Source organism: Flavobacterium mesophilum, from assembly GCF_039581405.1.
GTDB lineage: Bacteria > Bacteroidota > Bacteroidia > Flavobacteriales > Flavobacteriaceae > Flavobacterium.
This window is the reverse complement of record NZ_JBCPXZ010000003.1, coordinates 400,165-426,371: the sequence shown is the minus strand read 5'-3', so window position 1 is coordinate 426,371 and position 26,207 is coordinate 400,165. Positions and strand designations below refer to the sequence as shown.

Sequence of the window (26,207 nt, the reverse complement as noted above, 5' to 3'; positions counted from 1 at the left end):
AATCTTTGTCAAAGTTTCAAACTTTGACAAAGATGAATTTACATCTTTAAATAAAATTCCTTAGTCAATTCAATATATTCTGCAGTATAAACATGACGATCAATTTCGATAACTAATTCGTCAATTTCAATTTCAGAAACGTCATTTCGGCTAAAAGCCAATAAACTGCGTTTGATTTCTGTTTTTGGAGTGCCTTTTACTCTGGTAATTTTTATTGGATACAATTCAAATTCTTTGGCCAAAGCAGTAAATTTTTCTTCTTCTTTAAATGGAATTATAACGGCTAGAATTCCGTTTTCAGAAAGCAATAAATCGGCAGCTTCAACAATTTCTTCAAAAGGCATTGCGTCTTGAAAACGAGCTAAATCGCGTTGTTCGTTATCTGTCTTATAATCTTCAGCATAAAAAGGCGGATTCGAAATGATTAAATCATACTCATCTTCTGGCTCTTCAATAAATTCATCTAAACCCGCATGAAAACAGAATAATCGGTCGCCCCAAGGAGAAGCTTCAAAATTTTCTACCGCTTGTTCATAAGCGTCTTCATCAATTTCAAGAGCATCAATTTGTTCAGCATGTGTGCGTTGCGCCAGCATCAAGGCAATAATTCCAGTTCCTGCACCAATATCTAAAACACTAAACGGATTGTGAAAAATAGGAGCCCATGCACCAAGTAAAACACCATCTGTGCCTACTTTCATAGCGGTTTTGTCTTGTTTAACAGAGAATTGTTTGAACTTAAACATATTTTATAAATTCCAATTTTTAAATTCCAAATTCCAATTTGAAAGTGAGAAGATGATTTTTCTGCTGCAAAAGTAAGATTTAATATTAATTTGTTAACTAGATGTTTTAGTAATTATAGAGGAAAGAATTTTTCTTAATTCTTCTATTTCAAATAACAAAGATTCTGAAAGTGATTTTTGATCGGGATTTAAATCGTTTAATAATTGAAGCCAATATTTTGATTCTTTTGCTTCTTTTCGAGCAATTTTTAATCTGAAAATTAAATCTTTATCACTCAATTTTTCATTTGCTTCAATGTAATTTGCGCCAATAGAGCCAGAAGATCTTATCAATTGTTTTCCGTCTTCAATATTTGATGTGTTTTTAGGTAATGTTCTTATGTAAAGTCGACATTCTTTAGCAAATAAAAATGTTCTTTCTTCTAATTGTATGGTTTATGCATTTTTAAATTCCAATAGTTAAATTCCAAATTCCAATTCTTTTGGAAAGTAAATATATTGAAAAAACAAAAAAGAAAGTTTTTTCCTTCTTTTTTAATTAAGGTTAGGAGTTTTTAAATTGCATATTTTTTCCAATATTGGAATTTGGAATTTTTTAAATTTGGAATTTAAAACTAAAGGTACATTTCAACCAATCCTTCCGGAAGATCCATGATTACTTTTTTGTTCTCGCGATCGATTTTTACAAGAAAATGATCAATCATTGGAACTAAAATTTCTACTTCGCCATTCAATACTTCAAAAAGAGGCTGAGCAGTTGAATCGTTTATAGAGGTTATTTTTCCGAAAACACCCAAGCGTTTGTCTTCAATTTCAAAACCAATAACTTCGTGGAAATAGAATTTGTTGCCAGAAAGTTTAGGCAACATAGTTAAAGGAAGATAAATGCCGTTTCCAACAAGAGCATCAGCATCTTCTTCGGTATTTACATCTTCAAAACGAACTCTTAGAAAGTCGTTTTTGTGTAATGAGCTTGTTTCAATAAAAAAAGGAACCAAGTGTTTGTTGTGTTCAACAAACACTGATTCCAGATTTTCGTATAACTCAGGTTCGTCTGTGTCTAAATAGATCAGAACTTCACCTTTGAAACTAAATTTTTTAGCGATTTTACCTAAATAAAAACATTCTTCTTTACGCATTATCGCTAAGTAAAATTATGCTTCAGTTGTTTCGTTATTCTCTTCAGCAGCCGGAGCTTCTTCAGTTGCAGCTTCAACTTCAGCAACTTCTTCAGTAGCCTCAGCAGCTTGTGCAGCAGCGATAGCATCAGCTTCAGCTTGAGCCGCAGCAGCTACACGCTTAGCGTTTACTTCTTTTTCAGCTTTTAAAGCTTTAGCTTTAGCATCAGCTTGCGCTTTTGATAAACCATCTTTTTTAGCATCAACTTTTCCAGCTTTAGCTTCTAACCAAGCAGTTAACTTAGCATCAGCTTGCTCTTGAGTTAAAGCACCTTTACGTACTCCTCCATCAAGGTGGTGTTTCAATAAAGCACCTTTGTAAGAAAGGATAGCTCTTGCAGTATCAGTTGGTTGAGCACCATTGTGTAACCATTTAACTGCGCTGTCAAGGTTTAACTCAACAGTTGCTGGGTTAGTGTTTGGATTGTAAGTACCGATTTTCTCTAAGTATCTACCATCTCTTTTTGAGCGTGCATCTGCAGCTACTACCCAGTAAAAAGGTTTTCCTTTTTTACCGTGTCTTTGTAATCTAATTTTTACTGACATAATCTTATGATTAAATTTTGAGGTACTCGACCTCTGTTAATTAAGGGCGCAAAGATATAATTTTTTTATGAAATATACGTTTCAAATACTATTAAATATTAAGAAAGCAAAATTCCGTTTTTTTTTGCTGTTTTTAGATTGAAATTTTAGATATTTATTTCAAATGCAATACTTTTGCATCAAATCCACGAAATATGAAAAAACACCTTTATTTTTTATTACTTCTTATTGTTGCCACTTCATGCACAGAAGATGTGAAATTTAATAATCCTGCTTTTCAAGGCTTGAAAGATAATGTGTTTTGGAGGGCTGTTGGTCATAAAGCATATTTAGTTACAAATGGAAATTTAATTATTGAAGGTTCATTGGGTTACGAAACTGTAAAACTGCAGTTGCCTTCTCCTATAGTGAAAACTTATATTTTAGGTGTTAATGATGTTTCAAAAGCGTCTTATGCAAATACTTTTCCAGAGCATGTTAAAGATTTTTCAACGGGAACCAAAAAAGGAAGTGGCCAAATTGTAATTACGGAATATGATACCGAAAACAATACTGTTTCAGGGACATTTAAATTTACGGCTGTAAACTCAAATACTGCTGATGTTGAAAATCCAAAACTGACTTTTACAGAAGGTGTTTTCTATAAAGTTCCTATTACGCCAACTATCGAGTATTAAGTATTCTGTTAAAATGATAGGTTTTACCATATTATGTTTTTTTGAAATCTAAATAAAAACTTAAATAAACTTACTTATAGTAGATTAGAAAAAAATAAGACTACATTTGCTATATTATAATAAATAAATATCTATGAATATTTTCATTGGAAGCCTTCCATTCAGTATTGAGGAAGCAGATTTAAGAGAGTCTTTTGAGGCTTATGGAACAGTTGACTCTGTTAAAATTATTACTGATAAATTTACTGGAAGAAGTAAAGGATTCGGTTTTGTTGAAATGCCAAATGACGCTGAGGCGCAAAAAGCAATCGACGAATTAAATGGAGCAGTAGTTTCTGGGCGTACAATCGTTGTAAACAAATCTGAACCAAAACCAGAAGGCGAAAGAAGAAGTTTTAACAACAACCGCGGAGGAAACAATCGTGGTGGTTACGGAAACAACCGTGGCGGAGATCGCGGAAACAGAGGAGAATATTAATATTTTTTTTCTAAAATATAAAAGGGATCAACGAAAGTTGATCCCTTTTTTTATGTTGTTTTTGTTTTGGGTTCCAAGTTTCAAATTGGAAAACCTGAAACTTGAAACAAATAAAACTTGAAACAAAAATTATACGTTCGCAGCTAACCAGTCACCAACTTCTTTAGTGCCGTAAGCTTTTCCACCGTTTGCTAAATCTTCAGTAACAACTCCAGCTTCTAAAGCTTTGTTTACAGCGTCTCTCATTGCTTTTCCTTCTTCCGTCAATCCGAAGTTTTCGAACATCATAGCAGCAGATAAAACAGTAGCCATTGGGTTCGCAATATTTAATCCTGTAGCTTGTGGGTATGAACCGTGAATAGGCTCAAACAAAGATACTTCAGCTCCCATAGAGGCAGAAGGCATTAATCCCATTGAACCTGAAATTACAGAAGCTTCATCTGTTAAGATATCTCCAAACAAGTTCTCTGTAATTAATACATCATAAGAGTTTGGCCATTGAACCAAACGCATTGCAACGGCGTCAACAAATTCGTAGCTTACTTCAACTTCTGGATAATCTTTTTCCATTGCTTGAACTGTTTCTCTCCATAAACGTGATGTTTCCAAAACGTTTGCTTTATCAACGCAGCATAATTTTTTAGAACGCGTCATGGCTAATTCGAAACCTTTTTTAGCCAAACGTTGTACTTCTGCTCTTGTGTAAACGCAGTTGTCGTAAGCAGTATCTCCGTTATCTTTTCTTCCTTTTTCACCAAAGTAAATTCCGCCTGTTAACTCTCTTAAGAAAACTAAGTCAGTTCCTTCGATTCTTTCTCTTTTTAGTGGCGATTTGTCTAATAAAGATGGGAATGTAAAAGTTGGTCTTACGTTTGCAAACAAACCTAATGCTTTACGCATTTTTAACAAACCTTGCTCGGGACGAACTGGTGCAGAAGGATCGTTATCATATTTAGGGTGACCAATCGCTCCAAAAAGAACGGCGTCAGCATTTTTGCAAATTTCGTGTGTTGCATCTGGATAAGGTTCACCTACTGCATCAATTGCAGCAGCACCAGTTAAAGCTGGTTTCCAAGTGATTTCATGTCCAAATTTTTGTGCAATAGCATCTGATACTTTTACGGCTTGATCGATTACTTCTGGTCCGATTCCGTCTCCGGCTAAAAGGGCTATGTTTAATTTCATTCTATATTTTTTAAAAGGTTCTAAGGTTCTGAGTTGCTAAGGTTCTAAGGTTTTTTTCCTTTTTTGACTTAGTTTTTATTTTAAAATTCTAAGGTTTTGAGTTGCTAAGATTCTAAGTTCAAAGAAAAACCTTAGTGCCTTAGAATCTTAGCAACTTAGAACCTTAAGTAATTATATTAAGCATTTTTTGCGTTGCAATAATCGCTGCAACGGTTTGATCTGAATCTAATCCGCGGGTTTTGAATTCTTTTCCGTTGTTTACCCATGTAATAATGGTTTCGCACAATGCATCAGAACTACTTCCTGGCGGAATTCTCACAGCGTAGTCAATCAATTTTGGAAGTGTAAGTTTTTTGCTTTTGTAAATTTTAGATAAAGCATTCATAAAAGCATCAAACTGACCGTCTCCTTGCGCGTTTTCCTCGATTATTTCTCCATTAAGATTTAAGGACAAAGTAGTCGAAGGGCGCATTCCTTTTGAGTGGACCAAGATATAAGATTCGATTTTGATTTTTTCTTCGTACGTATGGCTGTCCAAAACATCAGAAATAATGTATGGAAGATCTTCCTTCGTTACGGTTTCTTTTTTGTCGCCCAATTCGATAATTCTTTGAGTGACCAATTTCAAATCTTCGTTGTTTAGTTTTAAACCTAATTCTTGAAGATTCTTTTCGATATTGGCTTTTCCAGAAGTTTTTCCTAGAGCATATTTGCGTTTTCTTCCAAAACGTTCTGGAAGAAGATCATTAAAATAAAGATTGTTTTTGTTGTCTCCATCGGCGTGAATTCCGGCAGTTTGTGTAAAAACATTATCACCGACAATTGGCTTATTTGCTGGAATTCTATAACCTGTAAACGTTTCAACCAATTTGCTTACAGAATACAATGAAGTTTCTTTTACATTGATATTTACTTGCGGTAAATAATCGTTAATAACAGCTACGGTACTTTCAAGAGGTGCATTTCCAGCGCGTTCTCCCATTCCGTTTACCGTTACGTGAAGTCCGTTGATTCCAGCTTTTATCGCTTCCATCACATTGGCAACGCTCAAATCGTAATCATTGTGAGCGTGGAAATCAAAGTGAATTTGTGGGTATTTTGCTTTTATATTTGAAATAAATTCAAAAGCTAAAGATGGAATTAAAACGCCTAAAGTATCAGGTAACAAAATTCTTTTGACTGGTTGCGTTGATAAAAACTCCAAAAATTGAAAAACATATTCAGGGGAATTTCGCATTCCGTTGCTCCAGTCTTCCAGATAAACATTGGTTTCAATGTTGTTTTCTTTTGCTAAAGCAATGATTTGAGCGATTTCAGAAAAATGTTGCTCAGGTGTTTTTTTTAATTGATGCGTCAAGTGATTCATTGAACCTTTGGTTAATAAATTTTGCACTTTAGCACCTGCTTTTTTCATCCAATCAATTGAAACACCGCCGTCAACAAACGTTAGAACTTCAATTCTGTTGATGTATCCTTTTTCTTCAGCCCAAGAAGTAATGCCTTTTACGGCTTGAAATTCTCCTTCGCTCACGCGCGCCGAAGCAATTTCGATTCTATCAATATTTAATTCCTCCAACAACAATTGCGCAATGGTCAGTTTTTCTGCAGCAGAAAATGATACTCCTGAGGTTTGTTCACCGTCACGGAGCGTCGTATCCATTATTTCAATTTTTCTTTTTTCCATATTGCTGTTTTAAAACCTTTTTTGTTGAAAAGGGTATTCTGTTTGTTTATATTTTTCCCCGCACTTCATTTAATTTCATTGTCATAGAAACCGCTTCTGTTTCTACCCAATGGTCGTATTCTTCTATAGCTTTCAATCGCAAATTATTATCCAAATAACCTTCTTCTACCATTTGAGAAGATCCGGCAACTTTAGACCAAATGCCTATTTTCGATTTGTAATCTTCTCTTTCTTTGGTATAAAATTCATCCGAATTGATTTTTTCAACCGAGTGAAAACCGACTTCTTCTAATAAATTCGGCAAATCTTCTGCAATTCTATTATTCATTCCGGCATCCTGTCTCCATTTTAGGAATATATTGTAGAACTCCTGCATGCTTTCCGGAGGTGACGGATTCCAGTCTAAATTAGTGTGGTCATAATCTAAAATCGAAATTTGACCATTTGGTTTCAGTAAGGATTTCATCTTTACCAAAGCTTCCTTTGGATTGCTTAACCATTGAAGCGTTCTTGCTGAAACGATTAAATCAAATTTTTCCTCTGGATTAAAATCGAATAAATCAACATGAATTAATTCTAAGTTCGTTGTGTTTTTGTAAGATTCTTTTCCGCTTATAATGAAATTTTCAGTATTGTCAATTCCGACTACTTTTCCATTTTCTCCAACAATCTTTGCAATATCTTTCGAAATAGATCCTGTTCCGCAACCCACATCAAGAACTTTCATTCCTGGTTTTAGTATGGATATTAGATTTTTGTAATCATTTGTTAAATTTCTGTTGTCGAATATTTTATTGGCTGTTTCGTCCCTTTGAATGTGTTTGTTTGCTTTCATCTGAAAAGAATTATTGAACTACCGAAATGCACAAAATTATAAAGCAGTTACCCAGGTCAACCTTTAAAGTCGAGCTTGGATAACTGCTTTTTAGTTGGTTGATTGTTAGTAAGGAAGTTTATCAGCAAAAGCTTTAATATCTTCCTTCATATCTTGTAAATAATCAATATCGTCAAAACCATTAATTAGGTTATTTTTTTTGTAACCATTAATAGCGAAAGACTCTTGCTCACCAGTTGACAATAAAGTAATTGTTTGGTTAGGAAGATTGATTTCTAATTCTGTATTTGGATCAGCTTCTATAGCTTTGAAAATATTAGCTAAAAATTCTGGGCTGATTTGTACTGGCAAAACACCAATGTTTAAACAGTTTCCTTTGAAGATATCAGCAAAGAAACTAGAAACTACAGCACGGAATCCGTAATCGTAAACCGCCCATGCAGCATGCTCTCTAGAAGATCCAGAACCGAAGTTTTTTCCTCCTACAAGGATTTTTCCGCTGTAAGTTGGGTTGTTTAAAACGAAATCTGCTTTTGGAGTATCGTCTCCGTTATATCTCCAGTCTCTGAAAAGATTGTCTCCAAAACCTTCACGTTTTGTAGCTTTCAAGAAACGAGCTGGAATGATTTGATCTGTATCTACGTTCTCAATTGGCAACGGTACGCCGCTGCTTGTAAGTATATTAAATTTATCGTATGCCATTATTCTGTGCTTTAGGCTGTAGGCTATAAGCTTTAAGCTTTTTTCTACAGCATTTTTAGTATTGTTTTTTTTGCTTAAAGCCTATTGCTTAAAGCGTATAGCGAGAATTAGAATAATTCTCTAGGATCTGTTAGTTTTCCTGTAACAGCAGCTGCAGCAGCCATAATTGGACTTGCTAATAAAGTTCTAGAACCAGGACCTTGACGACCTTCAAAGTTTCTGTTTGAAGTACTTACTGCATATTTACCAGCAGGAACTTTGTCATCGTTCATAGCTAAACAAGCAGAACATCCAGGCTGACGTAATACGAAACCAGCTTCTGTCAAGATATCTAAAATTCCTTCTTCTTTAATTTGTGCTTCAACAACGTGAGATCCAGGAACTAACCAAGCAGTAACATTGTCTGCTTTTTTTCTTCCTTTTACAATTTCAGCGAAAGCTCTAAAATCTTCAATACGTCCGTTTGTACAGCTTCCTAAGAAAACGTAATCGATTTGTTTTCCAATCATTACGTCGTCTTCGTTGAAGCCCATGTAAGCTAAAGATTTTTTGTAAGTTTCCTCGCCACCTTCAACTTCTTTAGCATTCGGGATATGTTTTGTGATACCAATTCCCATTCCAGGGTTGGTACCGTAAGTAATCATTGGTTCGATATCTTCTGCTTTGATGTTTAATTCAGCATCAAAAACAGCGTCAGCATCCGTTTTTAGCGTTTTCCAATATTCGACAGCTTTAGTCCAAGCTTCTCCTTTTGGAGCGTATAATCTTCCTTCTAAGAAATCAAAAGTAGTTTGGTCAGGAGCGATCATTCCTCCGCGAGCACCCATTTCGATACTTAAGTTACAAACTGTCATACGACCTTCCATAGTCATGTTTTCAAAAACATCACCAGCGTATTCAACAAAGTAACCAGTTCCTCCAGAAGTAGTTAATTGAGCAATAATATAAAGCGCAACGTCTTTTGGTCCAACTCCTTTACTAAGTTGCCCGTTTACGTTAATACGCATTTTCTTTGGTTTTGGTTGCATGATACATTGAGTAGAAAGCACCATTTCAACCTCAGATGTTCCGATACCGAAAGCAATAGCTCCAAAAGCACCGTGAGTAGACGTATGCGAATCCCCGCATACAATAGTAGCACCTGGCAAAGTAATTCCGTTTTCAGGACCAACTACGTGTACAATTCCATTTTTTTGGTGACCTAATCCCCAGTGCGAAATTCCGTATTCGTTCGCATTGTCTTCAAGAGCTTTCAGCTGGTTTGCAGAAAGAGGATCTTGAACTGGAAGGTGTTGGTTTATAGTTGGGGTATTGTGGTCAGCAGTTGCAAAAGTACGTTCTGGGTATAAAACGTTAACGCCTCTTGATTTTAATCCTAAAAAAGCAACAGGACTCGTAACTTCATGAATGAAATGGCGGTCAATAAAAAACACATCTGGCCCATCTTCAATTTTACGCACAACATGTGAATCCCATACTTTGTCAAATAATGTCTTACTCATTTTTTATTTTTTTAAATTGTAATTTCTATAACCACAGCAATTTCCTGTTCATTATAATAGCAAAACAAAAGTAAAAAAAGATAAAAAAGCGTCAATTTCAATATTTCATTATATACGATACCCAAACTAAATTACAAATTGCCAATTGGCTTTTGCAACTTCAAATTTGACAGAAAAATGATTTAGAAATTAACTTTGTTTTTCTTTTTCAGATTTAATTCTGCTTCATTGTTTTTTATTTTAATAGTTTGCAAATTTATCTCAAAACTGCTATAAAATATAGATTTTTGTTTGAAAAAATGTAACAAAACAAATAAAAATAGTAATAATTGTTAGTTTTGATTTCTTTCCGTCGGTCGCGATTTTTAGGTTTTGAAAAGCTTAAAATGATGTTTTTTGCTTGTTATTTAGATTCAATAAAACGGCAAAATACTACGACATCCAAGAGGTAATTTTTTATGAAAATTTATGAAATAAGAGCTCAAAAATAAGTCCTAAAAAGAAGAAAACCGATCTCTTTTGTTTTCAAAAAAAAAGAGAATCGGTTGTGTTAATTTAATGAGTTTTTAAATTCTAATGGAGTAAGGTTGGTTTTCTTTTTGAATAATTTGCTGAAAGACTGCGGATATTCAAAACCTAATTGATAAGCAATTTCGGCAACCGAAAGATTTGTCGTAATCAAGAAATCTTTTGATTTTTCAATTAGTTTAGAATGAATGTGTTGCTGTGCGTTTTGACCGGTTAAATTTCGAAGCATATCGCTTAAATAATGAGTCGAAACATTAATTTGCGAAGCCAGAAACTCTACCGTTGGTAATCCTTTTTTCAAAGTTTCGGCGTTGCTAATATAGTTATCCAGCGTTTCTTCAACCTTTAGTAATAAATCGTGGCTGATGGTTTTTCGGGTAATAAATTGGCGTTTGTAAAAACGATTGCTGTAATTCAGCAGCACATCAATATAAGAAACAATCACATCCTGACTCATTTCGTCAATTGCGGTATTCAGCTCATTTTCGATGCTTTTTAATAAGCCAATAATAATTGTTTTTTCGCTGTCTGAAAGATGCAGGGCTTCATTGGTGTCATAAGAAAAGAAACCATATTTTTTGATGCTTTTTCCTAAAGGATAATTCCGAATAAAATCAGGATGAAACAAAAGCGTGTAACCGCCATATTCGACTCCTTCTTCGTTTTCGGTAAAAATTAATTGACTAGGAGAAGCAAACATGAGTCCGCCTTCGGTGAAATCATAATAACCCTGACCGTAACCCATTTTTCCTTTGGTAGAAAACTTATACGATATCTTATAAAAATCAAGCAAAAAAGCGATGTTTGCTATATCTTCATTAATAGCCAATTGCGTATTGTCTACCAAACTCACCATCGGATGAAGCGGTTTTGGCAATCGAAGCAAGTCGTGAAACTGCGAGATTGAGGAAATTTTTGCAGGAGTATTGTTTTTCTTTTCCATGATATAAAAGTATGAAAATTTAAAAGACTAATACCGCACAACATCTGAAGACGGGAGCAGTATTAGTCTGAAATAAATTATTCTCCAAAAAATTGCTTGCCAAATTCAGAACGAAAAACTTCGTCTCCAACTTCTAATCTTTGTTTGTAAAGTGCTTTTGCGTCTTCTCCGGCTACATATCTTAATTGGTTTTTGCCATCTGTAGCGGCTTCGTAAACCACATCGGCAATTTGTTCAGGAGTCGATGCCATTTCAAACATAACGTCAACGTTTCCGAACATTTTATTGGTCATTGTTTCGTACTCTGGCAAAGTGCTTGTGTCAAGAGAACCATGCAAGAATTCTGTTCTAATTGCTCCGGGAGAAACGGTTTTAATGTTTATTCCAAACGGATTTAGTTCATAAGCCATGCTTTCGCTCCAGCCTTCCAGTCCCCATTTTGTTGCGTGATAAATGGATCCTAAAGGAAAAGCAATCAGTCCGCCGATAGAAGTTGTGGAAATAAATGAACCGCTTTTTCTTTTTCTGAAATACGGTATAAATGCATTTGTAACTCGAATTACGCCCAATAAATTAGTGTCTAATTGTTTTGTGATTTGAGAATCAGAAAGGCTTTCTAACGGACCAATTAAACCATAGCCGGCATTGTTGAATACGATGTCAATATCGCTTAATTGAAGTGCTTTTTGAACTGTAGCTTGAATTTGGTCAAAGTTGGTCACATCAAGAGGTAAAAGTGTTACGTTTTTTAATTGAGAAAGTTCTGTTTCTTTTTCAGGATTTCTCATTGTTGCAATAACGTTCCATCCTTGCTCGTGGAATAATTTTGCTGTTGCTTTTCCTAAACCTGATGATGCGCCTGTGATAAAAATTGTTTTCATGATTATTGTTTTTTTAATTGTTATAATTTGATGAAGCAAAGTTCAGCATACACTGCAGTTTAAAAGTGTTCATTTTGAAGCAATGAGTGTCCAAAATGGATAATTGGAGTTTTTTAAGAAAAAATGAATGAAATTTCATTGTTTTTGATTTTAGAGAACAACGATGTTAATTGTGCTTTTTGTTAACAACTTCACTTTATTATTTCCCTAAAAAAAGTGTAAATTTGAATTCCTTCCATTTTTCATTTCGCATTTTGCTATGTTTCATGTTGTCAATAATTTACAATATGTAAGATATGAAATTTGAGGATTTAAAATTTGACTTTTTACAACTCTATGTATTTAATATTCGATACCGAAACAACCGGATTACCAAAACGCTGGGATGCCCCAATAACTGACTCAGACAACTGGCCTCGCTGTATACAGATCGCTTGGCAACTTCATGACGAAATGGGACAGCTTATCGAACATCAGGATTATTTGGTAAAACCAGAAGGATTTAATATTCCGTACGATGCTGAGCGTATTCACGGAATCTCGACTGAATTGGCTGAAGCCGATGGAATCACTTTGGCCGAAGTTTTAGAGAAATTCAATATTGCATTAAGCAAAACCAAATATATTGTAGGTCAGAACTTAGGATTCGACGTTAATATTATGGGAGCCGAATTCCATAGAATGGGAGTAGAATCTCAAATGAGTTCGATGCCTGTTCTGGATACGTGTACCGAAGTTACAGCTTCATTACTACAGCTTCCTGGAGGTCGTGGAGGAAAATTCAAACTTCCGACTTTGACCGAATTACACAGCTATCTTTTCGACCAGCCTTTCGCGGAAGCGCACAACGCAACTGCCGATGTTGAGGCAACTACGCGTTGTTTCTTGGAATTGGTTAGAAGAGAGGTTTTTACCAAAGAAGAGCTAGATGTTCCGAAAGAGTATTTCAAAGAATTTCAAGAAAGAAATGCGGAGCCATTCAAGTTAATTGGTTTAAAACACATCAACTTAAAAGCGGCTTCTGATAAAATCAGAGAACAGCTTAAAGCTTTAGCTGGAGAAGGTCAGCAAACAGTTGTTTCAGAAGAAGATAAAGCTGATTTCAAAGCAGCAAAATTTGCGCATTTACACAATCATACGCAGTTTTCGGTTTTGCAGTCGACTATTGGAGTTGGAAATATTGTTGCAGCTGCTGCTAAAAACGGAATGCCAGCCGTGGCGATGACAGATACAGGAAACATGATGGGAGCTTTCCACTTTGTGAGTGCTGTTATGAATCACAACAAAGCGGCTTCGGGAAAAAATAAAGCATTGGTTGAAGCAGGAGAAGAACCAACAGAAACAGAGGTAAAACCTATTGTGGGCTGTGAATTTAATATCTGCGACAACCACTTAGATAAAAGCAAAAAAGACAACGGTTATCAAGTTGTTTTAATGGCTAAAAATAAAGCCGGTTATCACAACTTGGCAAAAATGGCTTCGATTGCCTATACTGACGGATTTTATTATGTTCCGAGAATTGACCGTAAAATCGTCGAGCAATACAAAGGCGATATCATGGTTTTGTCTGGGAATTTATACGGAGAAATTCCGAGTAAAATCTTGAATATTGGTGAAAACCAAGCCGAAGAAGCTTTGATTTGGTGGAAAGAACAATTTGGAGAAGATTTCTATTTGGAAGTAATGCGCCACAATCAGGAAGATGAAAATCGTGTCAACAAAACACTGATTGAGTTTTCTCAAAAACACAATGTCAAATTAATTGCAACCAACAATACTTATTATTTAAATAAGGAAGATGCCAATGCACACGACATTTTATTGTGTGTAAAAGATGGTGAAAAACAGGCAACGCCAATTGGTCGTGGTCGTGGTTACCGTTACGGACTTCCAAATCAGGAATACTATTTCAAGTCGCAAGACGAGATGAAAAAGCTCTTTGCTGATTTGCCAGAAGCGATTATCAACATTCAGGAAATTATCGATAAGGTTGAAGGATATTCACTTTATCGTGATGTATTGCTTCCGAAATTCGAAATTCCTGACGAATTTATGGTGCCCGAAGATGAAGAAGATGGTGGTGTTCGTGGAGAAAATAAATACTTGCGCCATCTTACTATGGAAGGTGCGAAAAGAAGATATGGCGAAATTACCGAATCGATTCAGGAACGACTGGATTTTGAATTAATGACAATTTCGAATTCAGGATATCCGGGTTATTTCTTGATCGTACAGGATTTCATCGCCGAAGCTAGAAATATGGACGTTTCGGTAGGACCTGGGCGTGGTTCTGCAGCGGGTTCAGCCGTTGCGTACTGTCTCGGAATTACCAATATTGACCCAATTAAATACGACTTACTTTTTGAGCGTTTCCTAAACCCTGACCGTGTATCGATGCCCGATATTGATATCGATTTTGATGACGAGGGTCGTGGTCGTGTAATGGAATACGTAATCAACAAATACGGTCAAAAACAGGTGGCACAGATTATCACTTATGGTAAAATGGCGACCAAATCGGCAATTCGTGATACGGCGCGTGTACTGGATTTGCCATTATTTGAAGCTGATAGAATTGCGAAATTGATTCCGGGAATGATGCCGTCAAAATGGAATTTGGCGCGTTTTATTTCGGAAAGTGAAGAAGAAGTTAAAAAAGCACTTCGTTCGGACGAATTCGACAATGTAAAAGAATTAATCGCGATTGCCAATGAAGATGATTTGGCAGGAGAAACCATTCAGCAGGCAAAAATCCTTGAAGGATCGATGCGTAACACGGGAATTCACGCCTGCGGGGTAATCATTACGCCTTCGGATATTACGAATTACGTTCCGGTAACGACAGCAAAAGATTCTGATTTGTATGTAACACAGTTTGATAACTCGGTTGCAGAAAGTGCCGGATTGCTGAAAATGGACTTCTTGGGTCTGAAGACCCTTACGCTGATAAAAGATACCGTGAAATTGGTAAAATATAGAACAGGAATCGAATTAAATCCAGATACTTTCCCAATTGATGATGAAGAAACGTATGCGCTTTTCCAAAGAGGTGAAACTGTTGGAATCTTCCAATACGAGTCGCCTGGAATGCAGAAATACATGAAAGATCTGAAACCAACCGTATTTGGAGATTTAATTGCCATGAATGCCTTGTATCGTCCGGGACCTTTGGAGTATATTCCGTCTTTCGTTCGAAGAAAAAATGGTGATGAGGAAATCAAATACGATTTAGATGCCTGCGCCGAATATTTATCAGAAACCTACGGAATTACAGTTTACCAAGAGCAGGTAATGCTTTTGTCTCAGTCTTTGGCAGGATTTACAAAGGGTGAGGCCGACGTCTTGCGTAAAGCGATGGGTAAGAAACAAAAAGACGTACTAGATAAAATGAAGCCGAAGTTTGTTGAACAAGCAGCAGCAAAAGGTCACGATGCCAAAATTCTGGAGAAAATCTGGAAAGACTGGGAAGCCTTTGCGAGTTACGCCTTCAACAAATCGCACTCGACTTGTTATGCTTGGATTGCGTACCAAACAGCATATTTGAAAGCGCATTATCCTGCTGAATATATGGCAGCGGTACTTTCGAATAACATGAATGATATCAAACAGGTTTCGTTCTTCATGGAGGAATGTAAACGTATGGGATTACAGGTTCTTGGACCAGACGTAAACGAATCGTATTATAAATTTACTGTAAACGACGATTATGCCGTTCGTTTCGGAATGGGAGCGATTAAAGGTGTAGGTTCTGGAGCTGTAGAAACGATTGTAGAAAACAGAAAAGACGGAAGATATAAATCGATTTTTGATTTGGCGAAGCGAATTGACCTTCGTGCTGCCAACAAAAAAGCGATTGAGAATTTAGCATTAGCTGGAGGTTTTGATTCTTTTGAAGGAACAACTAGAGCGCAATATTTCCATGATGATGGTGACGGAATTACGTTCTACGAAAAGGCAATGCGTTACGGCTCTAAGTTTCAGGAAAATGAAAACTCTTCTCAAGTAAGTTTGTTTGGAGAAACCAGTGAAGTGCAGATTGCAGAACCTGTTGTGCCACCATGTGAAGACTGGAGTACAATGGAGAAATTGGCAAAAGAAAAAGAGGTTGTCGGAATCTATATTTCTGGACATCCGCTTGATGATTTTAGATTTGAGATGAAATATTTCTGCAATTCGAGATTAGAAGCTTTGAAAAACATGAATGAATATGTTGGGAAGAATCTAATGTTTGCCGGAATTATTAATAACGTACAACACCGTGTAGCGAAGAATGGAAAAGGCTGGGCAGCGTTCAATTTAGAAGGCTATGATGAAAGTTACGAGTTTAAGATTTTTGGTGAAGAATATTTGAAATTCCGCCATTTCTTGATTCAGAACAATTTTGCCTATATTAAGATTTTGATAAAAGACGGCTGGGTGAATCATGATACAGGTAAAAAAACAGATCCGAGAATGCAATTTGTTGAGGTTAGACAGTTGCAGGATATTTTGGAAGCATTTGCCAAAAAATTAATTTTATTGCTAGACATCAAAGATCTTCATGAAGAGTTTATTCATAAATTGAGTCATTTGTTTAGTGAAAACAAAGGGGACAATACGGTGAGTTTTGATATTATGGAAATCGAAAATGTCAAACGTCTCGTTGAAGTCGAAACGACAAGTGAATTTGAAGACAGCGAAGATGCAGTTTTTGAAGATGAAAATGACGATAATGAAGCAGTTTCTGGAGAAGCTAAAATGAAAGAGATGAAAGAGGTTGAAGAGGTGAAAGTGGTCACCAAATTAACCATGCCAAGCCGACGTTTAAAGGTGAAGATTTCAGCTGAATTGTTGCAAGAATTAGAAAAAATGCAGATTAATTTTAAACTGAACTAAAAAATTAACAGTTAAAATTTAATGGAATGTAAAATTTTAATGTTAAAAATATGCACGCATAATACTTTTTTAGTAATATTGCCCGAAATTACAACGATTTCGTTCCAAGTCTAACCATACAGACTAAAAGAATATGTTAAAATACTCTAAGTTTGTATAAATTAATTAAATCAGAATTATGAAAAAGAACCTATTTTTATTAGGATTATTAGTTTGCTCTATGGCTACAATGGCGCAGACAGAAAAAGCAGACAAGCCAGAAAGCTGGTATTTTAAATTAGGAGGATCTTATTTTAACCAAACAGCTTCAACAGAATTCCCGGTTGTTGGAGGTCAAGAACCAAATAGAGATGTATATGCTGGTACACTAGCTAACAATAAATTGGTTTCAAGAGAAAGTATAACAGGTTCTTTTGGACAAGGTTTCAGAAGTGGAATCACTGGAGGTTATCGTTTTTCTACACGTTTAGGAGTTGAATTATCTGCTAATTACTACATCAGTAATAGTAAAACTATGGCTCAAACAACTGACAGACTTATTTCATACAACCCAAATACAACAGTTGCTACTTACGTAAGTTTTACTGCAGAAGGACAAATCAAAGCTTTTGATTTAGCACCTGCACTTGTAATGTTTTTAGGAGAAGCTCACGGTTTTGAACCATATACTAAAGTTGGAGTTATTGTTCCAGTTCATGGAACTTTAGATATTGAAACAACTAGAGATTATGTGAGTTTTGCTGGCGCTAATCAAGTTGCGGCTACTAAAGCGTATTCAAAAGATGTGGTAAAACCAAATGCAACAGTTGGTTTTATGGCAGCTATTGGTACTTCTTATAAATTAGGAAAACATCTTTCAGCTTTTGCTGAGTTAGAGTATCGTAACTTCACAGTGCACGGAAAAACTAAAGAAACTACTGAATATACTGAAAATGGAGTAGATAAATTAAATACTACGACTGCATTTAGAACAGCTTCATATTCTGCTAACCACACTAATTACCATAGCTCAATTGATGCTAATTCAAACAGTACAGTTACAAATGCTGCTGGTTTTGACAGCACAAAAGCTACAGATGATTTAAGTTCTTACGTTGGAATTTCTGGTTTAGGTTTGACTTTAGGAGTTAAATACAGCCTATAATTTTCCAAAGTTTTTTATAGTTTAAAAAAGAGGATATTCGAAAGAATATCCTCTTTTTTTGCTAGTAGTACGAACCTTTGTCAAAGTTTGAAACTTTGACAAAGATTTTAGGGTGAATTGCCTCCCGCTTTAGCTGGAGGTATTTTATTCTCAAATGCAAAAAAGGCTTTAGCCAAACAATAAGTTCGGCTAAAGCCTTTTATTTTACATCAATTTTAACCTCCGGCTAAAGCTGGAGGCAATTCAATTAAAAGTCTGCTATTTCGAAGCCTCTCTAAACTCCTTCAAAACTTCATCAATAACCCAAGTAGTTCTTGCTCCTGAAGTTCCTTTAGATGGAGAAGTTCCATTGTCTAAAAGATCAGCGATAACAGTTTCAATAAACGGTTGCTGAATATGAAGGGGGTTTTCGATCAAAATACTTTCTTTTTCTCCATTTGCATATTGAATATGAAGCGGATCATTCCCAAAAGTCGAAAAAGATATTTTTCCTTTATCACCCACAATTTCGGTATTGTCATAACGCTCAAAACTTGCAAAATTCCAAATTCCAGAACCATGAATTCCGTTTTCAAATAAAAATGACATTGAAACCGAATCCTCAGCAGGATAAGCTAATAATTGAGAAGTTGCATGTCCGCGAACTGATTTTATCGGACCTAAAACAAAATCTAGGAAGTCTAAAGTATGGCAGGCTAAATCAACAAAAATTCCGCCTCCGGAAATATGTGGCAAAACCGTCCAAGGAAGATTGATTTCGTCATCATAACGTTCCTCAAATGGATGATATAAAACACAATTTACGTGTCTGATGGTTCCTAATTTTCCTTCGTCAATAATTTCTTTGATCTTTAAAAAACGAGGCAAAGCTCTTCTGTAATACGCAACAAACAACGGAACATTATGTTCTTTGCAAGCGCTAATCATTTCGTTGCATTCTTCAAAAGTCAAAGCCATTGGTTTTTCTACATAAACTGGCTTTCCTGCTTTGGCGCATAAAATCGTATATTCTTTATGAGAAGAAGGAGGAGTGGCGATATAAACAGCATCAACTTCTGGATCATTAATTAAATCTTCAGCTTTTGAGTACCATTTCGGAACATTATGACGTTTTGCATAATCTTCAGCAAGGGCTGCGTCTCTTCGCATAACAGCAACTAAAGCTGAATTTGGAGCTTTCTGAAAAGCGGGTCCGCTTTTAACTTCGGTTACATTTCCGCAACCAATGATTCCCCATTTTATAATTTTCATGTTTTAAGTTTTAAGTTCCTCAAATTTAAGGGAAATGAATTGTTTAAAAAAGGTTCGCCACGAATTACACGAATTGCACTAATTTGTTTCACGCAGATTTAAAATGATTAAAGCAGATGCGCACAGATTTTTTAAGTAAATCATTTTAAATCTGCCAAAATCTGCTGAATCTGCGTGAAACAAAAAAAAGCCACGATATTCAGAAAATAATTCGTGAATTCGTGGCTAAAAAAAATTAAGCTTAAAGTCTTACTTTTTCGGTAAAGCAGTAAAGCCCATATTATAAAGCGTAAATGCTTGGATGTCTACATTTTCTTGAATTGTAGCCGCAACAGATTTTCCTGCTCCGTGACCTGCTTTAACATCAATTCGGATTAAAACTGGATTTTCTCCTGCTTGTTTTTCCTGCAATTCAGAAGCAAATTTGAAACTGTGCGCCGGAACCACACGATCGTCATGATCTCCAGTTGTTACAATAGTTGCTGGATAATGCGTTCCTTGTTTAACGTTGTGAACTGGCGAGTATCCTTTTAAATATTCAAACATCTCTTTGCTGTCCTGAGCGGTTCCATAATCAAAAGCCCAACCTGCGCCCGCCGTAAAAGCGTTGTAACGAAGCATATCCATAACTCCAACTGCTGGTAAAGCTACTTTCATTAAGTCAGGGCGCTGTGTCATCGTTGCACCAACTAATAAACCTCCGTTAGATCCTCCGCGAATCGCTAAATAATCAGATGAGGTGTATTTTTGCGCGATTAGATATTCCGCAGCAGCGATAAAATCATCAAATACATTTTGTTTTTGTTGTTTTGTTCCTGCGTCATGCCATTTTTTTCCATATTCACCTCCACCTCTTAAATTGGCAACAGCATAAACGCCTCCGTTTTCCATCCAAACGGCATTTGCAATGCTAAAACTTGGCGTCAAACTAATATTAAATCCGCCGTAACCGTATAGAATTGTTGGGTTTTTGCCATCTAATTTTGTTCCTTTTTTATACGTAATAATCATCGGAACTTTTGTGCCGTCTTTTGAAGTATAGAAAACTTGTTTTGATTCGTAATCTTCGCTTTTGAAATCTACTTTCGGTTTTTGGTAAACTTCAGATTTACCTGTTTTTGGTTCAAAAGAATAGATGCTTCCTGGTGTTGTGTAATTTGTAAAACTGTAGTACAAGATTTTTTCGTCCTTTTTTCCGCCAAATCCTCCTGCAGTTCCAACCGCTGGAAGTTTGATTTCGCGAACTAATTTTCCGCTGTAATCATATTGCTGTACAAAAGAAACTGCATCTTTTGTATAATTAGCAAAGAAATATCCTGCACCCGTTGAAGGAGACAAAATATCTTGAGTTTCTTTAATAAAATCTTTCCAGTTTTCTGGTTTCGGATTTGCTGCATCAACTGTTACGACACGTTTATTTGGAGCATTAAAATCGGTTTCAATGAACAATTTGCTTCCTTCGTTTTCAATGATGCTGTTGTCACTGTTGAAATTGTCAACAATAGTCACAATCGGGCTATTTGGTTTCGTCAAATCTTTGATGTACAGTTCATTTCCGTAAGTCGAATTTGCTGCAGAAATCACTAAATAATGATTGTCTTCGGTTACATAACCACCAACATATCTTCTTTTTTGATCGGCACCAAAAATTACTTTGTCTTCTTTTTGAGAAGTTCCCAATTTGTGGAAATACAATTTATGCTGATCTGTTTTTGCCGAAAGTTCGCTTCCTTTTGGTTTGTCATAGCTTGAATAGTAAAAACCTTCATTTCCATGCCAAGAAATGCCACTGAATTTCACGTCTACTAAAGTGTCTTCCAGTACTTTTTTAGAAACCGCATCAATGATGATTACTTTTCTCCAATCGCTTCCGCCTTCAGAAATTGCATACGCTGCTTTGCTTCCGTCTTTAGAAAAATCAAGTCCGCCAAGCGAAGTTGTTCCGTCTTTAGAAAATGTATTCGGATCTAAGAAAACTTCTTCCTTGCCGTTTTGATCTTTTCTGTAAATAACAGATTGGTTTTGAAGTCCGTTGTTTTTAGAGTAATAAGTAAATTTTCCTTCTTTAGATGGCGCTCCGATTTTTTCGTAGTTCCAAAGTTTTTCCATTCGTTTTTTTAGTTCTTCACGAAACGGAATTTTATCTAAATAACCGTAAGTAACTTGGTTTTGAGCTTTAACCCAATCTCCAGTTTCAGCCGATTTGTCATCTTCAAGCCAACGGTAAGGATCGCTTACTTTGGTATCAAAATATACATCGACAGTTTCGCCTTTTTTGGTTTGGGGGTATTGAATTTTATTTTGTCCAAATGAAATTCCTGCTGTTGTAATCGCCATTAGTAGAAATGTTTTTTTCATATTTAAGTTTGTCGGTTTTAACAAAAATAGCATTTTTTGTGTGATTGCTGATTTTTTAACCGCAAAGCACGCAAAGTTTTTATTTATGTGAAGTTTTATAAAAACGCAAAGTTCGCAAAGCTTTGTGTCAATTCTAATCTTTGCGAACTTTGCGAAAAATCCTTGCGTTCTTTGCGGTTAAACAAAAATCTTATAAGTTGAAATTAACGCCCAAAACGATGTTTCTTCCAATGTTTGGAATACCGTCTGTTTTTAATCTTGAAAGGTGTGCAATGTATTTTTTGTCAAATAAATTGTTTCCGTTTAAGTTCACGTCAAAAGCAGTTTTTCCGAGTTTTACTGTTCCTCCAAAACCTAAATTCACCAAAGTATAACCTTTAGAAGCCGTTTCAAAACCGCTCACATTATCTTGATTGAAAGTCGAAGAAACATTCAATGAAGCAAAACCTTCGCTTAGCCAATTTTTGATATTGAATTCGGTTCTAAGCGTGTTATTCCAGTTGTTTGCCGGAATCAATGGCAAATAATCACTATTGTCTTTTTTACCAGTTACGGTTTCAAAGCTAGTTTCAAAATGCAACCAATCTAAAGGATGCGGGTGAATATGCAATCCTGCCTCACCTCCAAATAATTTTGCATTGTCTTGAACATACGCGAAAACATCATTGTTGTCTAAAATTTCCCCTGTTGGCGAAGTGTAAATGTAATTGTTCACATGATTGTAAAATCCGTTGATGAAGAATTCAAAATGTGTGTTTTTATATTCCAAATTAACATCCGTCTGAACGTTTTGTTCTGTTTTTAAATTTGCATTTCCAATTTCGTAGCGGTTTGTTCCTTCATGAACACCGTTTGAAGTCAATTCGGCTAAATTTGGCGCTCTAAACCCTGACGCAACATTTAGGCGAAGGGTCAATGGCTCTGCCAATTTTGTTTTGTATCCCAAAGATGCATTGAAGCTATCAAAAGATCGATCTAAAGCTTGAAAATAACCCTCTTCGCCCTCTGTTCCGTGTGCGATAGAATTGATGTTTCGGTTGTCAAAGCGCAATCCAGCTTGCAAAACGCTGTTATTCCATTCGTAATTTGCAGTTCCAAAAACACCAAAATCGTTAGTTGTAGCATCAGGAATCAAATATTCTTCTCCTGAATTTGTATTCGTTTGATGCATGCCTTGAACACCTAAAATAGTTTCGATTTTTCCGAATTTAGGGAAATGGTATTTTGCATTATAATTGAAAGTGTTCAATTTCATGTGAAGCGAAGCCTCGTTGCTGTCTTCAAATTCGCTTCTGTCATTGGAAATATAGCCTAAATCAACATCTAATTTTGAGTTTTCAAAAAACACAACATTGTTTAAACTCAATAAATGGTTGAAAATACCTTGTCTCGGAAATTCTGTGTCCTTGCTTGAAGTTTGTTCTGCAATTCCTTCTTCTGGAATTCCAATGTCCAATTTGTTGTAATTGTATCTTAAAACACTTGAAAAACTTGAATTGCTATACCCAATTCCGGTTTTGAAATCGGTTTCATTGTAACGTGAATTCGTTACGCGATCACCGCCAGAAATCTTGTAATCAGAATGTGTATTGTAACTTCCTCTTGCTAGAAATTTCCAATTATCTGTAGAAGTTTTTAAACCAATAGATGAATTGCTCCCTTCTGTATTGGTAAAATATTTTTGGCTGAAATTTGCTTTGAAAGTTCCTGCATCAGCAAATTTTTCAGGATTGAAATATAAAACACCACCAAGTGCATCTGAACCATATAATAAAGATGCTGGTCCTTTGATTACTTCCACACTTTCAATTCCGGCATCATTTAAACCTAAACCATGTTCATCACCAAATTGTTGATTTTCGATGCGCACACCTTGAGAATAAACCAAAACACGATTCCCACTAAGTCCTCGAATTACTGGTTTTCCTATCGAAGTTCCTGTCGAAATCTGAGCAACTCCAGGAATTGTAGCCAAACCTTCAATTAAAGTCGATGTTCCTTTTTGTTGCAATGTTTTGATGCTCTCATGCTCAATTTTCATTACGTTTTGCGATTGCAGTTTGTTGAATGGAGTTGAAACTACAACTTCATCCATTTCCATAATCGATTCTAAAAGTGTAATGTTCAGTGTGTTTTCTCTAGATAATTTTGCAATAGTTTGATTTTGATTGGCATAACCTACAAAGTTGAAAGCGAGGCGCAGACTTCCGTTAGGAAGATTGTTCAATTCGTATTTTCCGTTTACGTCAGTTGTAGTTCCTTTATGTAGTTCTGGTGCATATACAGAAACGCCAGGAATTGGTTGATTTTGATTGTCGGTAACAATTCCTGAAACCGAATTTTGAGCAGAAAGAATGCTCGAGAACCCCAAAATTAGGGCTAGTATTAATTTTTTCATTTGGAAATGATGCTATAGTTAATTGATTTTCTTCTTTCAAATAAAAAACAAAGCAAACAGCAAAGCATTCTAATCCTGATTTGTTTGAAATAGGACTAGGAAACTCAATGTAATTTGAATTTTAAATTGAAAGAAATAAGATTTTTTTCGAATGATCGAAATCTAAGAAACTAAAGCAACAGGAGGTCCCCGAAGTAAATAAACGCTTTTTGAAAACGAGCGAATGTTTTCTGAAAATGAAAAGAAATAAGGAATTTCTCTATGAAAACTGTGAAATTGAAAAGAAAAAACTTCAGCAACCGTATAACTTCCAAAAGCAAAATTACAAACATAACATAAGTCGTAATTGTGATGCTGATGCGTTATTTCACCACTCGGATCATTGTAAGCGTGATGACATTGTTTTTCTGAAAGTTGTTTTACAATATGCTCAAAACTGTGCAACGACTGAAACAATATTGTAAACAATATCGTCAGCGTCATTGAAACACTTAATATGAGCTGTTTTCTTTTCATGCAAGGCAAAGGTATAAAAGCGGATTGAAAAAATGGGTCATTTTTTGATTTCTGTTGCAGATTTATTGAAAAAAGTGCAACAAATGCCTTTGTTCGCGCTGAAAAAGAGAATAATTGTTTTCAAATCACATCTTCAACTAGCATTATATTATATTTGTATGTAAAATAAACTTACGGCAAAAAACGTTTAAACTTGAAAACCTCTTTAAAACCAAAATTCGATATGCGATTATTTTTTACTTGTTTGTTTTTTGTTTCATTTTTGAATGTCTTTTCGCAGCAAGAAGTGAAACCTGAAATCAAACCCGTAATTAAAATCGATTCTTTATATCGTGAAGATCAGTTTTACTTTTCAGTAGCGTATAATCTTTTAGTCAATACGCCCGAAAGATTGAAACAAGATAAGTTTTCTGCTGGGCTTTCTGCGGGCTTTTTGCGCGATATGCCAATTAACAAAAAAAGAACTGTTGCTATCGCGGCAGGATTTGGACTTAGCTATCAGAACTTTTACCAAAATTTCACCGTTTCAGAAGATACTAACGGCGCTCCGATTTATGGGGTAAATGACTATGGCGAGTTTGTTTCCAACAAATACAGACAATATTCGGTTGATTTGCCGATTGAGTTCAGATGGAGAAATTCGACTTACGAAAGCACTAAGTTTTGGCGAATTTATGGAGGGGTAAAAATGAGTTATATTTTCTCGAGTAAATCGGTTTTAGACGATGGAGAAAACACTTATAAAATAAAAAATAATCCTGATGTCAATACATTTCAATACGGAATTTACCTCGCAACAGGATATAATACATGGAATATTTATGCTTATTATGGCTTAAATCCTTTATTTGATTCGGTTTCAACCGTCTCTGGCGAAAAAGTAAATATGAAAGCCATGAATGTCGGGCTTATCTTCTATATTTTATAACCACAAAAATAAAAAGAGCAATTGTGGCAAGACTCCAATTGATAGTCCAATAAGAATTTCTTTTGCATCATGTGCCTGCATTTCCAGTCGGGATGAAGCAACGATTCCGGTCAATAAAATCAAAAGTGCTGGCCAATATGGATTTTGCATTTGCAAGTGCATATTCATTCCAATTACAAAAATGGCAAAACCACTAATAGCGGCTACGTGAAGACTGGCTTTTATTTTAAATAAAGAACAAACCAAAGCTAAAATCGTGGTGAACAACGCGCCTAGAAAAAAGAAATGCAATTCTGGATAACGTGTAATAATGATGCTTCTTTTTACCAATAAAATATACAGAAAGCATTGTAGGACTAAAGGAATTTTTCGTTGTGAAGTTTCATGAACCATTATAGAGGTCACGTGTCCTGTTGATTTTAACAGCAGAAAAAACATAATCGGAACTAGAATCGTAATAATCAGAATTTGAAATAAAACAAAGTATTTTTCATTATTCGAAAAAGCGTCTTCTTTGCAAAAAAGATAAAACAAAGTAGTGTACATCGCAATAAAAATCGGATGTAAGATATAGGAGAATAAAGGCAATATTTTTTTCAAAACGCGGTTATTTGTGGTGTAAAAACAAATATAATCAAATAATGGGGTTCGCCACGAATTGCACCAATTTTCGCAAATTCGATTGTGTTAATTAACATTTTATTTTTCGTCACAGTTATTTTTGCCACAGATTAAAGGATTAGAAATAATTCTAAGATCTATGTTTTTATTTCACGCAGATTTTACAGATTTAGGCAGATCAAAACCGATTTAATATAAAAAAATCTGTGGCATCTGCTAAGATCTTTTTAA

General features: G+C 35.4%; 21 protein-coding genes. 5 read left to right on the top strand and 16 right to left on the bottom strand.

Translation table 11 applies throughout. From position 1 onward, the window contains the following. Positions 1-38: 38 nt before the first annotated feature. The 4 genes from AAYQ19_RS10815 to AAYQ19_RS10800 form a co-directional block, all read right to left on the bottom strand. Positions 39-746, bottom strand: coding sequence for a tRNA1(Val) (adenine(37)-N6)-methyltransferase (locus tag AAYQ19_RS10815; RefSeq protein WP_343536251.1), 708 nt, complete (start codon positions 744-746; stop codon positions 39-41). A gap of 93 nt (positions 747-839) precedes the next feature. Beyond that, on the bottom strand, positions 840-1,127 hold the full coding sequence (locus tag AAYQ19_RS10810) for a four helix bundle protein (protein ID WP_445709694.1): 288 nt from the start codon (positions 1,125-1,127) through the stop codon (positions 840-842). Positions 1,128-1,360: 233 nt separating this feature from the next. Beyond that, positions 1,361-1,885, bottom strand: coding sequence for a ribosome maturation factor RimM (gene rimM, locus AAYQ19_RS10805; protein ID WP_343536250.1), 525 nt, complete (start codon positions 1,883-1,885; stop codon positions 1,361-1,363). A gap of 15 nt (positions 1,886-1,900) precedes the next feature. Further along, entirely contained in the window at positions 1,901-2,470 is a 570-nt protein-coding gene (locus tag AAYQ19_RS10800) for a 30S ribosomal protein S16 (protein ID WP_343536249.1), read from the bottom strand. A gap of 194 nt (positions 2,471-2,664) precedes the next feature. Between AAYQ19_RS10800 and AAYQ19_RS10795 the strand changes: the two genes are divergently transcribed. Next, on the top strand, positions 2,665-3,147 hold the full coding sequence (locus AAYQ19_RS10795; RefSeq protein WP_343536248.1) for a DUF6252 domain-containing protein: 483 nt from the start codon (positions 2,665-2,667) through the stop codon (positions 3,145-3,147). A 133-nt stretch (positions 3,148-3,280) separates the two neighbouring features. Further along, positions 3,281-3,625, top strand: a complete 345-nt coding sequence (gene rbp, locus AAYQ19_RS10790) for an RNA-binding regulator (RefSeq protein ID WP_343536247.1) — start codon at positions 3,281-3,283, stop codon at positions 3,623-3,625. 129 nt (positions 3,626-3,754) lie between these two features. On the opposite strand, the gene leuB is transcribed toward rbp, so the two are convergent. From leuB to AAYQ19_RS10755, 7 genes are all read right to left on the bottom strand, one after another. Then, positions 3,755-4,810: a 3-isopropylmalate dehydrogenase gene (gene leuB / locus AAYQ19_RS10785; protein ID WP_343536246.1), complete on the bottom strand. Its 1,056-nt coding sequence runs from the start codon at positions 4,808-4,810 to the stop codon at positions 3,755-3,757. A gap of 163 nt (positions 4,811-4,973) precedes the next feature. Then, a complete protein-coding gene (locus AAYQ19_RS10780) occupies positions 4,974-6,494 on the bottom strand; it encodes a hydroxymethylglutaryl-CoA lyase-like TIM-barrel protein (protein WP_343536244.1) in 1,521 nt (506 codons plus the stop codon). Between the two features lie 46 nt (positions 6,495-6,540). Then, positions 6,541-7,329, bottom strand: coding sequence for a methyltransferase domain-containing protein (locus AAYQ19_RS10775; protein WP_343536243.1), 789 nt, complete (start codon positions 7,327-7,329; stop codon positions 6,541-6,543). 105 nt (positions 7,330-7,434) lie between these two features. Next, positions 7,435-8,031 (bottom strand): 3-isopropylmalate dehydratase small subunit, encoded by a 597-nt coding sequence (gene leuD, locus AAYQ19_RS10770; protein ID WP_026727052.1) that lies wholly within the window; start codon positions 8,029-8,031, stop codon positions 7,435-7,437. A 107-nt stretch (positions 8,032-8,138) separates the two neighbouring features. After that, entirely contained in the window at positions 8,139-9,533 is a 1,395-nt protein-coding gene (gene leuC, locus AAYQ19_RS10765; protein WP_111376050.1) for a 3-isopropylmalate dehydratase large subunit, read from the bottom strand. 550 nt (positions 9,534-10,083) lie between these two features. Next, positions 10,084-11,004, bottom strand: coding sequence for a helix-turn-helix domain-containing protein (locus tag AAYQ19_RS10760; protein ID WP_343536242.1), 921 nt, complete (start codon positions 11,002-11,004; stop codon positions 10,084-10,086). Between the two features lie 77 nt (positions 11,005-11,081). Beyond that, positions 11,082-11,885 carry an SDR family oxidoreductase gene (locus AAYQ19_RS10755; protein WP_343536241.1) on the bottom strand — a complete coding sequence of 268 codons (804 nt, stop codon included), beginning with the start codon at positions 11,883-11,885 and terminating at the stop codon, positions 11,082-11,084. A gap of 336 nt (positions 11,886-12,221) precedes the next feature. Between AAYQ19_RS10755 and dnaE the strand changes: the two genes are divergently transcribed. Next, positions 12,222-16,760, top strand: a complete 4,539-nt coding sequence (gene dnaE, locus AAYQ19_RS10750) for a DNA polymerase III subunit alpha (protein WP_343536239.1) — start codon at positions 12,222-12,224, stop codon at positions 16,758-16,760. A 178-nt stretch (positions 16,761-16,938) separates the two neighbouring features. Then, positions 16,939-17,904, top strand: coding sequence for an outer membrane beta-barrel protein (locus AAYQ19_RS10745; protein WP_343536237.1), 966 nt, complete (start codon positions 16,939-16,941; stop codon positions 17,902-17,904). A 258-nt stretch (positions 17,905-18,162) separates the two neighbouring features. On the opposite strand, the gene AAYQ19_RS10740 is transcribed toward AAYQ19_RS10745, so the two are convergent. The 4 genes from AAYQ19_RS10740 to AAYQ19_RS10725 all read right to left on the bottom strand — a co-directional run bounded on the left by AAYQ19_RS10740 (position 18,163) and on the right by AAYQ19_RS10725 (position 24,427). Next, positions 18,163-19,155, bottom strand: a complete 993-nt coding sequence (locus AAYQ19_RS10740) for a Gfo/Idh/MocA family protein (protein ID WP_343536235.1) — start codon at positions 19,153-19,155, stop codon at positions 18,163-18,165. Between the two features lie 249 nt (positions 19,156-19,404). After that, positions 19,405-21,513, bottom strand: a complete 2,109-nt coding sequence (locus AAYQ19_RS10735; RefSeq protein ID WP_343536234.1) for a prolyl oligopeptidase family serine peptidase — start codon at positions 21,511-21,513, stop codon at positions 19,405-19,407. Between the two features lie 190 nt (positions 21,514-21,703). Further along, positions 21,704-23,911 (bottom strand): TonB-dependent receptor, encoded by a 2,208-nt coding sequence (locus AAYQ19_RS10730; RefSeq protein ID WP_343536233.1) that lies wholly within the window; start codon positions 23,909-23,911, stop codon positions 21,704-21,706. A 162-nt stretch (positions 23,912-24,073) separates the two neighbouring features. Next, the gene (locus AAYQ19_RS10725; RefSeq protein WP_343536232.1) at positions 24,074-24,427 is read right to left on the bottom strand and encodes a hypothetical protein; all 354 of its coding nucleotides are present in this window, start codon (positions 24,425-24,427) and stop codon (positions 24,074-24,076) included. Positions 24,428-24,650: 223 nt separating this feature from the next. On the opposite strand from AAYQ19_RS10725, the gene AAYQ19_RS10720 reads away from it, so the two are divergent. Beyond that, a complete protein-coding gene (locus AAYQ19_RS10720; RefSeq protein ID WP_343536230.1) occupies positions 24,651-25,355 on the top strand; it encodes a porin family protein in 705 nt (234 codons plus the stop codon). Here AAYQ19_RS10720 and AAYQ19_RS10715 read toward each other — a convergent pair. Then, positions 25,350-25,955 carry a hypothetical protein gene (locus AAYQ19_RS10715; RefSeq protein WP_343536229.1) on the bottom strand — a complete coding sequence of 202 codons (606 nt, stop codon included), beginning with the start codon at positions 25,953-25,955 and terminating at the stop codon, positions 25,350-25,352. The two genes, AAYQ19_RS10720 and AAYQ19_RS10715, sit on opposite strands and share 6 nt — an antisense overlap. Positions 25,956-26,207 lie beyond the last annotated feature (252 nt).

Bases quoted from the DNA above. Each gene is read 5' to 3' on its own strand.
- AAYQ19_RS10815 (WP_343536251.1), bottom strand. From the start codon at position 746: ATGTTTAAGTTCAAACAATTCTCTGTTAAACAAGACAAAACCGCTATG.
- rimM (WP_343536250.1), bottom strand. From the start codon at position 1,885: ATGCGTAAAGAAGAATGTTTTTATTTAGGTAAAATCGCTAAAAAATTT.
- AAYQ19_RS10800 (WP_343536249.1), bottom strand. From the start codon at position 2,470: ATGTCAGTAAAAATTAGATTACAAAGACACGGTAAAAAAGGAAAACCT.
- AAYQ19_RS10795 (WP_343536248.1), top strand. From the start codon at position 2,665: ATGAAAAAACACCTTTATTTTTTATTACTTCTTATTGTTGCCACTTCA.
- rbp (WP_343536247.1), top strand. From the start codon at position 3,281: ATGAATATTTTCATTGGAAGCCTTCCATTCAGTATTGAGGAAGCAGAT.
- leuB (WP_343536246.1), bottom strand. From the start codon at position 4,810: ATGAAATTAAACATAGCCCTTTTAGCCGGAGACGGAATCGGACCAGAA.
- AAYQ19_RS10780 (WP_343536244.1), bottom strand. From the start codon at position 6,494: ATGGAAAAAAGAAAAATTGAAATAATGGATACGACGCTCCGTGACGGT.
- AAYQ19_RS10775 (WP_343536243.1), bottom strand. From the start codon at position 7,329: ATGAAAGCAAACAAACACATTCAAAGGGACGAAACAGCCAATAAAATA.
- leuD (WP_026727052.1), bottom strand. From the start codon at position 8,031: ATGGCATACGATAAATTTAATATACTTACAAGCAGCGGCGTACCGTTG.
- leuC (WP_111376050.1), bottom strand. From the start codon at position 9,533: ATGAGTAAGACATTATTTGACAAAGTATGGGATTCACATGTTGTGCGT.
- AAYQ19_RS10760 (WP_343536242.1), bottom strand. From the start codon at position 11,004: ATGGAAAAGAAAAACAATACTCCTGCAAAAATTTCCTCAATCTCGCAG.
- AAYQ19_RS10755 (WP_343536241.1), bottom strand. From the start codon at position 11,885: ATGAAAACAATTTTTATCACAGGCGCATCATCAGGTTTAGGAAAAGCA.
- dnaE (WP_343536239.1), top strand. From the start codon at position 12,222: ATGTATTTAATATTCGATACCGAAACAACCGGATTACCAAAACGCTGG.
- AAYQ19_RS10745 (WP_343536237.1), top strand. From the start codon at position 16,939: ATGAAAAAGAACCTATTTTTATTAGGATTATTAGTTTGCTCTATGGCT.
- AAYQ19_RS10740 (WP_343536235.1), bottom strand. From the start codon at position 19,155: ATGAAAATTATAAAATGGGGAATCATTGGTTGCGGAAATGTAACCGAA.
- AAYQ19_RS10735 (WP_343536234.1), bottom strand. From the start codon at position 21,513: ATGAAAAAAACATTTCTACTAATGGCGATTACAACAGCAGGAATTTCA.
- AAYQ19_RS10730 (WP_343536233.1), bottom strand. From the start codon at position 23,911: ATGAAAAAATTAATACTAGCCCTAATTTTGGGGTTCTCGAGCATTCTT.
- AAYQ19_RS10725 (WP_343536232.1), bottom strand. From the start codon at position 24,427: ATGAAAAGAAAACAGCTCATATTAAGTGTTTCAATGACGCTGACGATA.
- AAYQ19_RS10720 (WP_343536230.1), top strand. From the start codon at position 24,651: ATGCGATTATTTTTTACTTGTTTGTTTTTTGTTTCATTTTTGAATGTC.